The following is a 15,035-nucleotide window of genomic DNA, read 5'->3' as shown; positions in this document are numbered from 1 at the left end:
GTGTCTACAATTACAACAAGTTTATTACAAGAAATGGTACAGGCGGCAGCTAGTCGTCTTGGAAGCCAAGCAGAGTATGTTAACTCATTGAATGTCTTCCCTGTGCCAGACGGTGATACTGGGACAAACATGAGTATGACCATGGATAATGGTGCTAAAGAAGTTGCTGATAAGCCTGCCAATACCGTTGGTGAAGTGGGGCAGATTCTTTCAAAAGGTCTTCTTATGGGGGCTCGTGGAAACTCTGGTGTTATCACATCACAACTTTTCCGTGGTTTTGGTAATGCTATTAAAGGTAAAACAGAGCTTGATGGTAAAGATTTAGCGGCAGCTTTCCAATCAGGTGTTGAAGTGGCTTATAAAGCTGTTATGAAACCAGTTGAGGGAACGATTCTTACCGTTTCTCGTGGTGGTGCAACTGGAGCACTTAAAAAAGCAGAAGAAACTGATGATGCCATTGAAGTCATGCGCGCAGCTCTTGAAGGGGCAAAACGTGCCTTGGCTAAGACACCTGAAATGCTTCCAGTTCTCAAAGAGGTTGGCGTTGTTGACTCAGGTGGTCAAGGTCTTGTCTACATCTACGAAGGCTTCCTATCAGCTTTGACAGGTGAGTACATTGCATCAGAAGATTTCAAAGCAACTCCAGCTGTGATGTCTGAAATGATCAATGCAGAGCATCACAAATCAGTAGCTGGTCATGTGGCAACAGAAGACATTACCTTTGGTTACTGTACTGAGATCATGGTGGCTCTTGGACAAGGTCCTACCTATGTTAAAGAATTTAACTATGAAGAATTCCAAGGATACCTATCAGGGCTTGGAGACTCTCTTCTCGTTGTCAATAACGATGAAATTGTTAAAGTGCACGTCCACACAGAAGACCCAGGTCTTGTCATGCAAGAAGGATTGAAATACGGTGCGCTTGTCAAAGTTAAAGTTGACAATATGCGTGGTCAGCACGAAGCACAACTTGAAAAAGCAGCTGCGCCTGTTAAACAAGAAGCAAAAGAATACGGTTTGATTGCAGTTGTTGCTGGTGATGGTTTGGCAAACATCTTCACATCACAAGGTGTTGACTACATCATCTCTGGTGGTCAAACAATGAACCCATCAACAGAAGACATTGTCAAAGCAATCGAAGCAGTTAACGCTAAGAATGTGATCATCTTGCCAAATAACAAGAATATCTTTATGGCTGCGCAATCAGCGGCAGAGGTAGCAGAAGTCAACGCAGCCGTGGTTGAAACGCGTACCGTATCACAAGGTTTCACTAGTCTATTAGCTTTTGATGAAAGCAAAGCTTTGGAAGAAAACGTCGAAGCCATGACTGCAAGTTTGGCTGATGTTGTTAGCGGAAGTGTGACCCTTGCTGTGCGTGACACAACAATTGACGGCCTTGAAATCCATGAAAATGATATTCTAGGAATGGTTGATGGTAAAATTCTTGTCTCAACACCAAATATGGTTGACGCTTTAAAAGAAACATTTGCGAAAATGATTGATGAAGATAGCGAAATTGTAACCATCTACGTTGGTGAAGAAGGGTCACAAGAAGTAGCTAGTGAAATCGCAGAATTCCTCGAAGACACCTATGAAGATGTCGAAGTAGAAATTCACCAAGGTGATCAACCAGTATATCCATATTTGATGAGTGTGGAATAAAGATGAGTCGTTACAGGATTTCCTGTAACGATTTTTTGCTAGGAAAAGAGAAGAAAAATGACAGAACGTAATTTCATACTCATCCAAAATCAAAATTATCAGTTTAAGTAAAATCAAGAAGCAATAAATGGCTTGATTTACCAGAGCTTCTTTCGCCATGGTGGTATTCTTATTAGTGAAACTGTCCAGTGAACAGTTTCAGCCTGAGCTTAGAAACCAGAGAGCGAAGGAGACCTAGGCTTGCCAAGAAGGAATGGAACTCTGTAGGAGGGGAGGTTCTGACACTGACTTCGTCAGCTTCATTTCCCACCTCAAAAGGTCTCCCAGACCTTTTGAGCGCCCCACATCACATTAGGAGAAGTGCTAAAAAAATACTAAATAAAAATTAATTGCCAATAAAAATTAATTGACTTTAACTAAAAATTGTTGCGATTTTATCTTGCAATCTTATGTAAAAATGGTATCATAGTAAGAAAGTTTTTGAATTTTTTGACAATTCAAAAATCAGAAATGTACGAATGATGCTAGACTATTGATTGACAGGGTATTGTTTGAATGCTCTCGCGTCAAACTTCTTGAAAAAGAGGTTGCTTTGAGTTATAAAATGCTTTGGTTGATGCATTGGCCTGTTTCGGTAATTTTTTAGGAAAGGGAGATCTTGTGGAAAAAATAACGTTAGATAGACCTAAATCAGGTTCGGAATTAGTGCTCGATACGCTTTTAACGCTCGGTATTGATAGGATATTTGGTTATCCAGGTGGGGCGGTCTTACCGCTCTATGACACGCTTTATCATTATCAAGATAGAGTAGTACATGTGCTTGCACGTCATGAGCAGGGAGCGGTCCATGAAGCAGAAGGTTTTGCTAAGTCAACTGGACAAATTGGTGTTGCTCTAGTGACTTCTGGACCTGGTGCAACGAATGCTATTACAGGAATTGCAGATGCGATGGGAGATAGTGTTCCTCTTTTAGTCTTCACTGGTCAAGTAGCTACCGCAGGTATTGGTAAAGATGCTTTTCAAGAAGCGGATATGATTGGGATGACCATGCCGATTACTAAATACAATTATCAGGTGCGCCATACTGAGGATATTCCTCGGATCATCACAGAAGCGGTTCATATTGCAACGACTGGTAGACCGGGACCGGTTGTCATTGATTTACCAAAAGATATTTCAGCCAATGAAGTTGATTTTTATTATGAGACGACGGTTCATTTGCCAAGTTACCAACCAACGGTTGAACCAAATGGCTTGCAGGTTAAAAAATTATTAGCCCAGCTTAGTCAATCTACACGCCCAGTCATTCTAGCGGGGGGTGGGATTGCTTACGCCAATGCTGGCGCAGAATTAATTCAATTTGCAGAACGGTATCAGATTCCAGTCGTTTCAACACTACTAGGGTTAGGAACGATGCCCATTACCCACGAGCTTTCACTGGGGATGGGAGGAATGCATGGCTCTTATGCTTCTAATATGGCCTTGACTGATGCGGATTTTATTATTAATATTGGGGCACGATTTGATGACCGTTTGACAGGAAATGTTGCTCAGTTTGCGACAAATGCTGTGGTCGCTCATGTTGATGTAGATCCCGCTGAAATTGGTAAAGTCATTAAAACAGCTATTCCAGTTGTAGGTGATGCTAAGAAGACCTTGGAAATGTTGTTGAGTTTTGACACGGTTGCTACTAATCATGCTGACTGGACTAGTCAGGTTTTACACAACAAGACTAGAGCACCATTTAGCTATGAAAAAGATGATACTTTTATTAAGCCGCAAGAAGTGATTGAAGTGATCGGAGAATTGACTAAGGGTGAGGCAATTATTGTCACGGATGTCGGGCAACACCAAATGTGGGCTGCTCAGTTTTACCCTTACCAGTTTGGACGTCAGCTCATCACATCAGGTGGTATGGGAACCATGGGATTTGGTATTCCAGCAGCAATTGGTGCGAAATTAGCAAATCCTGATAAGGAAGTTATCCTTTTTGTCGGTGACGGTGGTTTTCAAATGACCAATCAAGAGTTAGCTATTTTAAATGGCTATGGTGTCCCAATCAAGGTAGTTCTTATCAATAACCATTCCTTGGGGATGGTTCGCCAGTGGCAGGAATCTTTCTATGATGAGAGACGAAGTCAATCGACCTTTGATGACGAACCGAATTTCCAATTGCTAGCGCAAGCCTATGGCATTGCGTCTTACCACCTGATAAATCCAGCGACTTTGAGAGAAGACTTACAAGTTATCTTGGAAAATAAACCGATGCTGATTGAAGTGAGTATTTCAAATCGAGAGCATGTGTTACCAATGGTTCCAGCAGGTAAGGCAAATCATGAAATGTTGGGGGTGACCTTCAATGCGTAGAATGTTAACAGCAAAATTGCAAAATTCGACAGGTGTCCTTAACCGTTTCACAGGTGTTTTATCCCGTCGTCAGGTTAATATTGAGTCCATTTCAGTTGGTCCAACGGATGATCCTCATATTTCTAGGATTACCATTATTATTGACGTGGCGACTTTGGATGAAGCCGACCAAATCATCAAGCAGCTCAATCGTTTGATTGATGTGGTTAGGGTTCGTGATATTACTGACCTTCCTCATTTGGAGCGTGAAGTTCTTTTGGTAAAAATTGCTGCGCCTGCAAACAAGCGAGCGGAGATTTTAGCTATTATTCAACCCTTTAGAGCTAGCGTTGTTGATGTGGCAACAAAATCCATTACCATTCAGATGACAGGTGACGCGGATAAAATTGAAGCCCTTCTTCGTGTCATTACCCCTTATGGCATTAAAAATATTGCTCGGACAGGGGCAACGGGCTTCACCAGAGATTTATCATAAATTAGGAAATATTATATAGAAAAGAGAAGACTTATGGCAGTAACAATGGAATATGAAAACGATGTAAAAGTACCAGCACTTGATGGCAAAAAAATTGCCGTTATTGGTTATGGCTCACAAGGTCATGCCCATGCGCAAAACTTGCGTGATTCAGGTCATGATGTGATTATCGGTGTTCGTCCAGGGAAATCGTTTGATAAAGCAGTTGAAGATGGCTTTGGTACATTTGAAGTAGCAGAAGCAGCCAAACAAGCTGATGTCATCATGATTTTAGCACCCGACGAAATTCAAGCTGATCTCTATAATAATGAAATTGCACCACATTTGACAGCAGGTAAAGCTCTTGGGTTTGCTCATGGCTTTAATATCCATTTTGAATTTATCAAAGTGTCAGCAGATGTTGATGTCTTCATGTGTGCGCCTAAAGGTCCAGGTCACCTTGTTCGTCGTACTTACACAGAAGGTTTTGGTGTTCCAGCACTTTATGCGGTTTACCAAGATGCAACTGGAAATGCTAAAGACATTGCCATGTCATGGTCTAAAGGTGTTGGTGCCGCGCGTGTAGGTCTTCTTGAAACAACCTTCAAAGAAGAAACGGAAGAAGATTTGTTTGGTGAACAAGCGGTGCTTTGTGGTGGTTTGACTGCTCTTATCGAAGCAGGTTTTGAAGTTCTAACTGAAGCAGGCTATGCCCCAGAATTGGCTTACTTTGAAGTGCTGCATGAAATGAAATTGATTGTTGATCTTATGTATGAGGGTGGCTTTAAGAAAATGCGTCAATCCATTTCAAACACAGCTGAGTTTGGAGATTACGTATCAGGTCCACGTATTATTACCAATCAAGTTAAAGAAAACATGAAAGCAGTTCTTGCTGATATTCAATCAGGTAAATTCGCTAATGATTTTGTTAACGACTACAAAGCTGGACGACCAAAAATGGAAGCTTACCGTAAAGAAGCAGCAAATCTTGAAATTGAAAAAGTCGGAGCAGAACTTCGCAAAGCAATGCCATTCGTCGGTCAAAACGATGACGACGCCTTTAAGATTTATAACTAAAATAGTCCAGTGGACTATTTTAGGTCCGAGCTTGAAAATAGCAAGGCGAGGAAGCGGTAATCCCGCGATTTAGGTCTGAGCTTTGAAACCAGAGAGCGAGGAAGTCAGGTGGACTATTTTAGGTCCGAGCTTGAAAATAGCAAGGCGAGGAAGCGGTAATCCCGCGATTTAGGTCTGAGCTTTGAAACCAGAGAGCGAGGAAGTCCAGTGGACTATTTTAGGTCCGAGCTTGAAAATAGCAAGGCGAGGAAGCGGTAATCCCATGATTTAGGCCTGAGCTTTGAAATAAGAAAGTGGGATGTTTTAGGTAGGCGCTTAAAAATGAAGAGAGGTCTAGTTTAAGACTTCGATTAGTTATTGCGTCAATCTGTTATTACTATTAAAAAGAGAAGGTTGAGATAATTATGTCCCAACCTCTTTATTCCATTCTGGAGAATTGCGATGCAAAAAATTGATATTTTTGACCAAGTTGTTTTGACAGCTCAAAATGACTCATCAGCTAAGAAAGATAAAATGGGTGCAAATCCTTTACCATTTAGAAAGCAAATTTCGGAAGAAATGTCAGATGATGATTTTGTCTTTCTAGTTAATAATTATCTGGCTTCGTTTGGGGTGCTTAGTCATCTCACCTTCTATAAGCCTTCTGATAATCGACCGGTAGGTTTTCGCTTGCGCTATCAGGATAAAAAACTCTATGTGATTACAGCAAGAGAGGAGACAGGTCTTGAAAAGGGAGATATTATCATTGCTTTAGATAAGGTGGAGACCAGTCAGTTTTACCAAGATAATCAAGAGTTATTTGTCTCTAAAACGCCGGAACGTCAGTACATGGATTGGGCGAAATTTTTGGTAAGAACACAGTCTGTTACTGTTTTTCGGGCTGGTAAAGAGCTTGAAGTTGTTCTTCAAAGACCAACTACTGTATCAAAGACAGAACCATTTGTTTGGAAACTTCTTGATAATGAGACGGTTTATCTCAAAATGGAGAATTTTTCAGATGAAGGAGCTATTAGCACACTTTATCAGGAAAGTAAACAAGCTATTGAGAACAGTCCCAACCTTATTATTGATGTTAGAACTAATCATGGTGGCTCAGATAGCCTTTATTGGCCTCTTTTTAACTACACTCTAGGTTTAGGGAAAAAGGTGAGTGATTTGCCAGAGGATGATGTTCGGCAAGAGTTCTTTTATACTGAACGAAATGTTGATTTACGTTTAGAGCAGTTTGAGAAGGATTTGAATTCACCAGATATTACTGAGGAAACGAGACGATTAATTGAGGAGTTTGCCTCTCTTTTAAGAGCCAATCGTGGTAAGGGATATGTGCCTTATGACTCTGATGAAGATAACGACGTTGATTTTTACGATTCGTATATCGGTCAAGAATTTCCTAAGAGGGTAGTTGTTTTGGCAGATGTGTATTGTGGATCATCAGGTGATAGTTTTGTGGCTATGATGAAACGGATGCCTAAGGTTACTGTCATGGGGAGACCGACAATGGGAATCAATGATTATTCTAATTGTTGTGTCCTACCTTTGGATGATTATCGCTTCATTTTTCCGACATCTAGGTTGCTGACGATTGATAAGGGACAGGGACAAACAGATAAAGGTATTGAGCCAGATATTTTGATACCTTGGACAGAGGAACATCTTTCTAGGGATGTTGATTTGGAAAAAGCTCTGCTATTTCTGAAAGAGCATTAAAAACTTATCTTGATAAAATTTGAAAAAGGGGAATGAGAGATGCTTACAGCTAAGGATGTGACGGCAGCTTATGCCGTTTTGAATGGTGTTGTCGAACGTACACCGTTAGAATTTGACCGTTATTTGTCTGAAAAATATGGAGCAACGATTTATCTCAAACGTGAGAATATGCAAAAAGTTCGCTCTTTTAAAATTCGTGGTGCCTACTATGCGATTCATCAATTATCAGATGAGGAAAAGGCTCGAGGAGTTGTCTGTGCTTCAGCGGGAAATCATGCCCAAGGTGTTGCCTATACTTGTAATGAAATGAAGATTCCTGCAACGATTTTTATGCCAGTGACAACACCTCAACAGAAAATTGGGCAGGTGCGTTTCTTTGGAGGTCAGTATGTGACCATTAAACTGGTCGGGGATACCTTTGATGCGTCAGCAAAAGCAGCGCAAGACTATACCAAGTCAGAAGGGATGACCTTTATTGATCCCTTTGACGATGCCAATGTTCAAGCAGGGCAAGGAACAGTTGCTTATGAAATTTATGAGCAAGCTCAAGAAGAAGGGGTTCATTTTGATCAAATTCTTGTCCCAGTTGGAGGCGGGGGCTTGATTTCAGGAGTAGCGACTTATTTGAAAGATGTTTCGCCAGAAATTGAGGTTGTTGGTGTCGAGGCTTCTGGTGCGCGCTCTATGAGAGCAGCCTTTGATAAGGGACGACCGGTAGCTTTACCAGAAATTGATAAATTCGCAGACGGTATTGCCGTTGCAAAAGTTGGTAACAATACCTATGAAGTGGCTAGGAAATACGTTGACCACCTCGTTGGTGTGGATGAAGGATTGATTTCGGAGACACTGATTGACATGTACTCAAAACAGGGTATTATTGCTGAACCAGCTGGTGCAGCAACCATTGCAGCTTTAGAAGTCATGAAAGAGGAAATCGCTGGTAAAACCCTTGTGTGTATCATTTCGGGTGGTAATAATGACATTAACCGTATGCAAGAGATGGAAGAACGCGCGCTTATTTATGCCGGATTGAAACACTATTTTGTGGTGAATTTCCCACAACGTCCAGGTGCGCTACGTGAATTTGTAAATAATATCTTGGGGCCAAATGATGATATTACCCGATTTGAATACATCAAGCGAGCTAATAAAGGTAAAGGTCCTGTTTTGATTGGGATTACCCTTGCAGAGAAAGAAGATTATCAAGCTTTTCTTGAACGTTTATCTGGATTTGACCCAACCTATATTAACTTGCATGGGAACGAAAGTCTTTACAATATGCTTGTCTGATTTGGTCAAATATGGTCAAAAAACCGGAAAAATACGTTATCATTTTTCTTGACTCCCTAAGGAAATGGGGTATAATTATTTTATAAATATTGAACTAGAGGAGTTTGTCGCTGTGGGGGCAGACTCTTTTGTCATATTTAAAAGTTTTTGACGTCAAAACTTAACTTTCTACTTGACTTTTATCAAATTTGTTCATAAAATTATATTAAATCAACCATACAAAGAGGTGTGGAAATATGAAGACAATTTGGTTAGTCTTGTTGTGTGCGTGGGTGGCCATTTTTGGAGCCCTATGGGGAAATAATTTTAAGGAGGTCTCTTATGAACCCTGTTGTTATTGTATTGATAGCTTTACTATTTGTAGCTATACTTGTGTTTATTAGCACTCTCTATGTGGTGAGTCAGCAGTCTGTTGCCATTATTGAGCGCTTTGGTAAATATCAGAAAACAGCGGTAAGTGGTATTCATATTCGCCTACCATTTGGTATTGATCGTATTGCGGCGCGTGTGCAACTCCGTTTGCTCCAAAGCGAGATTGTCGTTGAAACCAAGACAAAAGATAACGTGTTTGTAACCTTGAATGTGGCAACACAGTACCGTGTTAACGAGCAAAATGTTACCGATGCTTACTACAAATTGATGAAACCTGAATCTCAAATCAAGTCTTACATCGAAGATGCTTTGCGTTGATCTGTGCCAAAATTAACCTTGGATGAATTGTTTGAGAAAAAAGATGAAATCGCCCTTGAAGTACAACACCAAGTGGCAGAAGAAATGTCAACTTATGGTTACATCATCGTGAAAACCTTGATTACCAAGGTTGAGCCAGATGCTGAAGTGAAGCAGTCTATGAATGAAATCAATGCTGCGCAACGTAAACGTGTGGCAGCCCAAGAATTGGCTAACGCTGATAAAATTAAAATCGTTACAGCCGCAGAAGCTGAAGCTGAAAAAGATCGCCTCCATGGTGTCGGTATTGCCCAACAACGTAAGGCTATTGTTGATGGTTTGGCAGATTCAATCGCTGAATTGAAAGAAGCTAATGTCGGTATGACAGAAGAGCAAATCATGTCAATCCTTTTGACCAACCAATACCTTGATACCCTCAATACCTTTGCGGCTAAAGGAAATCAAACCATTTTCTTGCCAAATACACCAAATGGTATTGATGACATTCGCACCCAAGTCCTATCTGCTTTGAAAGCGAAGTAAATGAAACGTTGATGAAGAGTAAATCATTTACGCTATTTGTAATCTTTATTCTGATGGCTAATGTCCTTTTGCTTTTTACAGATCTGACCCTATCAATGAAATTTCTTTTTGGATTTGGTTTAGGAGCTTGCTTTGCCCTTGCTAAGAAATTTCAGGAAACAAGGTATGGGAAGTTGAGACAAAGTCGCATTATTGAGAGTCTTGTTATCTTTACCTTAATGTTACTAATGAACGTCTTTATACCAGACTTTGCTTGGTATTGGAAGGTGCTTGTCGCAGGTTTTATAGGTGGGGCATATGGCTGTGTGACGATTGCTATGGAAAAAAGGAGTTAGTTATGAATATGAAAAATTTAGTTTGTACCTACTGTGGTGGAACTGAAATGGTTCGTGGACAGCAAGATGGTCAAGGGGCCATTCGTAAGAGTGGGTGGGCATTATCCAGTCAATTTCTCTACCATGATATCTGTGCTAAGTGTGGTACGGTAGTCAGAAGTTTTGTGGAGAAACCAGAAAAATTGAGGTAAATAGATGAGATTTTCTGCACTGATAACTTTGTTATGTATGATTGCTTATTTGGTGGTCATTTATGTTATAAAAGGAGAGCACTGGCTTGAATTAGTTTTTCTTGTTATAGGTGTAATGTCTGTTATTTTTCACAAGCAACTTGATGATTGGTGGGAAGAGCGGAGAAGTAAAAATAAATTGCAATAAAAAGACAACCAGCAGGCGTGTGCTTGCTGGTCTTTGCTTTATTTCAAGAAACGTTTTAGGAATTCTTTGGTACGGTCTTCTTGTGGGTTTTCGAAGATTTGTTGCGGTGTTCCTTGTTCTGCAATGAGTCCCTTGTCCATGAAGATGACTCGGTCAGAGACATCTTTGGCAAACTCCATTTCGTGGGTTACGATAATCATGGTAAGTCCTGATTTGGCAAGGTCTTGCATGGTTTTAAGAACTTCGCCAACCATTTCAGGGTCAAGGGCAGAAGTTGGTTCATCGAAGAGGATGGCTTCTGGGTCAACTGATAGTGCGCGTGCGATGGCAACACGTTGTTTTTGTCCACCTGATAATTGTTTTGGTTTAGCTGACCAGTATTGCTCGCCAAGTCCTACTTTTTCAAGGTTTTCTTTGGCAATCTTTTCAGCTTCAGAACGGTCACGTTTGAGAACGGTTGTTTGAGCAACAACGGCATTTTCTAGAACGTTTAAGTTTTCAAAGAGGTTAAAGGATTGGAAAACCATACCTAGTTTTTCACGGTAGGTGGTTAAGTCATACCCTTTTTCAAGAACATTTTGACCGTGGTAGAGGATTTCTCCGCCACTTGGTTCTTCGAGTAGGTTGATGGAACGTAGGAAGGTTGATTTACCAGAACCTGATGACCCAATGATAGAGATGACCTCTCCTTTTTCAACAGTTAATGAAATATCTTTGAGGACTTCGTTTTGTCCGTAAGATTTTTTAAGGTGCTTGATTTCTAAAATCGTATTAGACATGTGAGACCTCCTTGACTTGCATTTGGTTAGCGCCAGTAGTGTAAGTGTCGGTATCCATACGTTTTTCAATGTAACGCAAGATACGCGTAATCGTGAAGGTTAGGATAAAGTAAATCACTGCAATGATGGTAAAGGTTTGGAAATATTGGTAAGTCTGTGTGGCAACAGTTTTACCAGAGAAGTAAAGCTCAACCACTGAGATAACGTTAAGGACAGAGGTATCCTTGATGTTGATGACGAACTCATTACCAGTCGCTGGCAAGATGTTACGAACAACTTGAGGAAGAACGATCTTACGCATAGTTTGTCCGTGAGTAAATCCAAGCGCTGTTGCGGCTTCAAATTGTCCTTTATCAACAGCGAAGATACCACCACGAACAATTTCACTCATGTAGGCACCAGTATTGATTGATACGATAACAATGGCTGCCCAGAGACGAGGAATATCGACACCGAAGGCTTGGGCTGTTCCGTAGTAGATAACCATTGATTGTACAATCATAGGCGTACCACGGAAGATTTCAATGTAGACATTGAGGAACCAACCAAAGAGTTTTTGAAGGATGGCAATGCCTTTATTGCTTGATGTTGGAGCGGTACGGAAAATACCGATTAAGAGACCGATAAGTAAACCGAAGCAAGTACCGGTAATAGAGATGAGAAGGGTTGTTCCTGTACCGATGAGGAATTCTTTCCAGTTGTTTTTTAGGATGCTTGTAACTTGTTGGAAGAAGTTTGGTTCAGCGGTTTCTTCACTTGGTTCTTCAACAGGTTGTTTGGTAATCATATCATCCATGAGGGTGATACGGTCATTTTCAGAAATCTCAGATAAGGCTTGGTTAACCTGAGCGATGCGGGCATCATCTTTGCGCATGCCGACTGCAATAGCAGCATCTGATTCAGCAACTTCAAATCCTTTTTCCAGTGTTACCATTTTAAAACTGCTGTTAGCATTTTCAGCGGTTGTTCCTTCTGGGCGTTCAGAAATATAGGCATCAATAACACTAGCTTCAAGGGCTTGACGCATTTGTGAGAAGTCACCCATTGGTGTTTGAGGTTCAATGCCTGTCATTTGGCTGAGGAGATTAACATGCCAAACGCCTTGTTGGGCTGTAATTTTTGCGCCTTTAAAATCTTCAATTGATTTTGCATTGGCATATTTACTATCAGAGCGGACAACGAGAACGGGTTCACTGGTGTAGTAACTGTCAGAAAAGGCAATTTCTTTTTTGCGTTCCTCTGTTGGGCTCATACCCGCAATAATCATGTCGATTTTTCCAGAGGTAAGGGCTGGAACCAGACCGTCCCACTCGGTTTTAACGATGAGTAATTCTTTGCCGAGAGATTTTGCGACTTTCTGAGCGACTTGAACGTCGTAACCGTTGGCAAATTGTCCAGAGCCTTCAATCTTAGCAGCACCGTTTGAATCATCATTTTGGGTCCAGTTGAAGGGAGCATAGGCAGCCTCCATTCCGACACGGAGATAGTTGTCCTCCTGAACTGTGTGGGCTGTTCGTTGCCCTACGAAAAGCATTCCGAAGAAGGCTAAAAGGGTTAAAAAGATTTTTTTCATATCAATAATATCGAGACAGTTTGAATTTTCAAAAAATTATAAAAACAAAAAATAAAAAACCTATCTGCTTTGAAGCCTGTCTCGTCATCAATTAAATGGAATTAACCGATGAATCCTTTCTTTTAAAAGTTTGGTAAAAATGTATCTATTAAAATAAAAACTATACTGACATATTTTACAGGAAAAAGCGACGTATTTCAATAGAAATGTCTAAACTTTCAAAAGATGTGTTAAAATGGAAGAAATACAGTGGGGGTATCTGCGATGAAAAAGTTACTAGGGATACTAATGGTTTTTATAGCTCTGCTATTTTCACAAAAGGTCAAAGCAGATGGCGAGATTGAATACCGTATCGTCTCCTATGAGGGAGACCTTCGGATTCATGAGGATAATCGTGCAACCTTTAAGCAGGAGGTGACCTATGAGTATGAATCACCTTTCAATGGTCAGTATGTGACCTTGGGGAGCGCGGGAGAAATGCCAGATGGTTTTGGTATCACTGGGGAGCCTAAAATTACGGTTGATAATAATGGTTTGCGGGTGTTTGATCCCCCCTCCTATCTGGAGGATTTAGGGGACGGCTATCGTTTGAAAATCTATAATGCTGGTATTGGTGGAGATCGCGTGACGATTTCCGTTGTTTGGGAGCTGGTCAATATGACTTATCCTTACCAAGATGTGGCAGAGTTAAACTGGAAACCTATTAGTGATTGGGATGAGACCATTGATTGTGTAACCTTTACCGTTGCGACGGACAAGCCAACTAAGACTAGTAACCTTTGGGGGCATAGAGGGTACTTTAAGGAAACTCCTAGGATAGAAACAGATGGTGAGGGCGCCTATACCATGACTGCAAGAGATGTCGATGGCATTCTTGAGTTGCATGGGTATTGGGATAGTAGTGTTTTGAAACTATCGGTTCCTCATCTTTCGGAAAAAGCCCTGCCCCGTATTGAAAAAACGGAAGCAGCAATTGAAAAGAAATCGCACCTCCTGTTAGTTATCTTTGGCAGAGCTGTTCCAATTGCGATGGTATGTCTAACCGGGCTATCGTTGTGGCGGTTTGGCAAAGTCAAAAAAGCTCTTGATTGTTATAGTCCGAAATTAGGGAAAACAAGGCTTTATGAGGTACCAGAAGACTTATCTCCCTTGGTTTTGACTTCCGATGTTTACCAAGTGAGCTTTAAAGATATCGTAGAGAATCCTAAAGAGGGTGAGATTCATTTTGAACATGTCGTTCAAGCCATGATTTTAGATTTACTGGATAGAGGGATTGTGAGTGTCGATAAGGCAACCTCTGTACCGACTTTGAACATCGTAAACCTTGATCACTGTACTTCGTCTGATGTTGCCTTTTTAGACATGGCTTTTGGAAATCGCCTGTCTGTAACGTTAGACAAATTATTTGATGATTTTCAATATGATCCAAATATTATGAAGCGTCTGAAAAAGCAATATTCAGGAAGTCAACTTGAAACAGAGGTTCGTAAAAGTTCCCAAGAGATGAATCGTCGCATCAAAACAATGTCTTCTGCTATTGATAAAGCTGTGACCAAGGAAATGACGGCACTAGATCTTCCTAAAATTTACAGACCGATGACTTCTCAAGAAAGCAAAAAACTTCATGAGGCGAGCAGTTTGGGATGCTTTTTTAGCCTAATTACTTTTGGGGTGACCATTTATTTTGTGATGAAAGTCCATATGCTAGCTTTGCTTTATTTAGCGATAACTGTCTTTAGTTTTGGACTAATCGTTTTATTGGGACGCTTAACAAAGCCCTATACGACCTTAGGCGTCATTACTGAGGAAGGTAGGGAGCGTTTGGAAAAATGGCAGAGCTTTGAGCGGATGATTAAGGAAATTAATACTTTTAACGCTGTGGAACTTGAAGGGCTAGTGCTTTGGAATCGCCTATTAGTTTATGCCACGCTGTATGGTTATGCCAGCAAAGTTGAAGATTACCTGAAAGTCAATCATATCGCTTTGCCTGAACAATTTGGAGATATGGACATCCGTCTCATCCGCCATCAGATGATGCTATCTACTAATCATTTTGTTTCAACTTCGGATCATGTGACGACTGCTTCAACCTTTTCCGTATCGTCTGGAGGAAGTAGTGGAGGCGGTGGCTTCTCTGGAGGTGGCGGAGGAGGCGGAGGTGGTTCCTTCTAAAATTGAGAAAATCTGTTATAATAAGGTAA

At 40.9% G+C, this 15,035-nt stretch carries 11 protein-coding genes and 1 pseudogene; 10 read left to right on the top strand and 2 right to left on the bottom strand.

Translation table 11 applies throughout. From position 1 onward, the window contains the following. From AB6M99_RS09640 to AB6M99_RS09600, 9 genes and pseudogenes are all read left to right on the top strand, one after another. Nucleotides 1-1,662, top strand: a complete 1,662-nt coding sequence (locus AB6M99_RS09640; RefSeq protein ID WP_369350665.1) for a DAK2 domain-containing protein — start codon at nucleotides 1-3, stop codon at nucleotides 1,660-1,662. Nucleotides 1,663-2,322: 660 nt separating this feature from the next. Continuing rightward, on the top strand, nucleotides 2,323-4,029 hold the full coding sequence (locus AB6M99_RS09635; RefSeq protein ID WP_121835266.1) for an acetolactate synthase large subunit: 1,707 nt from the start codon (nucleotides 2,323-2,325) through the stop codon (nucleotides 4,027-4,029). Beyond that, on the top strand, nucleotides 4,022-4,504 hold the full coding sequence (gene ilvN, locus AB6M99_RS09630; RefSeq protein ID WP_121835199.1) for an acetolactate synthase small subunit: 483 nt from the start codon (nucleotides 4,022-4,024) through the stop codon (nucleotides 4,502-4,504). Before AB6M99_RS09635 ends, ilvN begins: the two co-directional genes overlap by 8 nt. Nucleotides 4,505-4,537: 33 nt before the next feature. Continuing rightward, nucleotides 4,538-5,560 (top strand): ketol-acid reductoisomerase, encoded by a 1,023-nt coding sequence (ilvC, locus tag AB6M99_RS09625; protein ID WP_121835200.1) that lies wholly within the window; start codon nucleotides 4,538-4,540, stop codon nucleotides 5,558-5,560. Between the two features lie 441 nt (nucleotides 5,561-6,001). Beyond that, nucleotides 6,002-7,267: a S41 family peptidase gene (locus AB6M99_RS09620; protein WP_121835202.1), complete on the top strand. Its 1,266-nt coding sequence runs from the start codon at nucleotides 6,002-6,004 to the stop codon at nucleotides 7,265-7,267. Nucleotides 7,268-7,306: 39 nt separating this feature from the next. Further along, nucleotides 7,307-8,557, top strand: a complete 1,251-nt coding sequence (gene ilvA / locus AB6M99_RS09615) for a threonine ammonia-lyase IlvA (protein WP_121835204.1) — start codon at nucleotides 7,307-7,309, stop codon at nucleotides 8,555-8,557. A gap of 321 nt (nucleotides 8,558-8,878) precedes the next feature. Further along, a pseudogene (locus tag AB6M99_RS09610) lies at nucleotides 8,879-9,769 on the top strand (SPFH domain-containing protein). A gap of 11 nt (nucleotides 9,770-9,780) precedes the next feature. Next, on the top strand, nucleotides 9,781-10,104 hold the full coding sequence (locus AB6M99_RS09605; protein ID WP_121835208.1) for a hypothetical protein: 324 nt from the start codon (nucleotides 9,781-9,783) through the stop codon (nucleotides 10,102-10,104). 2 nt (nucleotides 10,105-10,106) lie between these two features. Continuing rightward, a complete protein-coding gene (locus AB6M99_RS09600) occupies nucleotides 10,107-10,295 on the top strand; it encodes a hypothetical protein (protein WP_245962693.1) in 189 nt (62 codons plus the stop codon). A gap of 225 nt (nucleotides 10,296-10,520) precedes the next feature. On the opposite strand, the gene AB6M99_RS09595 is transcribed toward AB6M99_RS09600, so the two are convergent. Together AB6M99_RS09595 and AB6M99_RS09590 are read right to left on the bottom strand one after the other, a co-directional pair. Then, nucleotides 10,521-11,261, bottom strand: coding sequence for an amino acid ABC transporter ATP-binding protein (locus tag AB6M99_RS09595; protein ID WP_121835212.1), 741 nt, complete (start codon nucleotides 11,259-11,261; stop codon nucleotides 10,521-10,523). Continuing rightward, nucleotides 11,254-12,834: an ABC transporter substrate-binding protein/permease gene (locus AB6M99_RS09590; protein ID WP_121835214.1), complete on the bottom strand. Its 1,581-nt coding sequence runs from the start codon at nucleotides 12,832-12,834 to the stop codon at nucleotides 11,254-11,256. Before AB6M99_RS09590 ends, AB6M99_RS09595 begins: the two co-directional genes overlap by 8 nt. Before the next feature lie 264 nt (nucleotides 12,835-13,098). Here AB6M99_RS09590 and AB6M99_RS09585 point away from each other — a divergent pair, with 264 nt between their 5' ends. Beyond that, on the top strand, nucleotides 13,099-15,006 hold the full coding sequence (locus AB6M99_RS09585) for a DUF2207 domain-containing protein (protein WP_142925590.1): 1,908 nt from the start codon (nucleotides 13,099-13,101) through the stop codon (nucleotides 15,004-15,006). The last annotated feature ends 29 nt before the right edge of the window (nucleotides 15,007-15,035 follow it).

This window comes from Streptococcus hillyeri (genome assembly GCF_041081565.1).
In the GTDB taxonomy this organism is placed as follows: domain Bacteria; phylum Bacillota; class Bacilli; order Lactobacillales; family Streptococcaceae; genus Streptococcus; species Streptococcus hillyeri.
This window is presented reverse-complemented; position numbering and strand designations above follow the sequence as displayed.